Origin of the sequence: Aquimarina sp. MMG015 (genome assembly GCF_018100855.1) — a bacterium.
Lineage (GTDB): Bacteria > Bacteroidota > Bacteroidia > Flavobacteriales > Flavobacteriaceae > Aquimarina > Aquimarina latercula.
In genome coordinates, this window is sequence record NZ_JAGJEB010000050.1 from 1 (window position 1) to 396 (window position 396).

The following is a 396-nucleotide window of genomic DNA, read 5'->3' on the forward strand; positions in this document are numbered from 1 at the left end:
TTTAGCTTCTGAGGTTTACATTATAGGATTAGAAGCTTGTTATCGAGCTAACTTACTGGATAAGGCATTTTTCCTCATGGAAAAAAACAAGGCATTATTACTTATGCAAGATCTTAATAGAAGTAAAACAGCATTACCAGAAAGTATCTTAGAAAAAGAATTAGCATTTAAAAACGATATCGCCTCATTACAAGAAAACAAAAAGGGGGTTTCTGATAAAAAACAAGATTCTTTATCCATATTAATATCTGATAAAAAAGAGGAACTACAGCGCTTCAATGATTCTATAAAAGGGTTTTACCCAGAACATTTCTTGTCTAAAGAAATCCCTAGAGTACTATCATTATCAGAAATAAAACCAAAGGAAAATGAAGTAATTATTCAGTACACTAAAAT

1 protein-coding gene is annotated in these 396 nt (G+C 30.1%); it reads left to right on the forward strand.

Translation table 11 applies throughout. The features are described 5' to 3' along the window. A partial coding sequence (locus J8L88_RS23450) for a hypothetical protein (protein ID WP_211062099.1) occupies positions 1–396 on the forward strand: 396 nt, incomplete at both ends.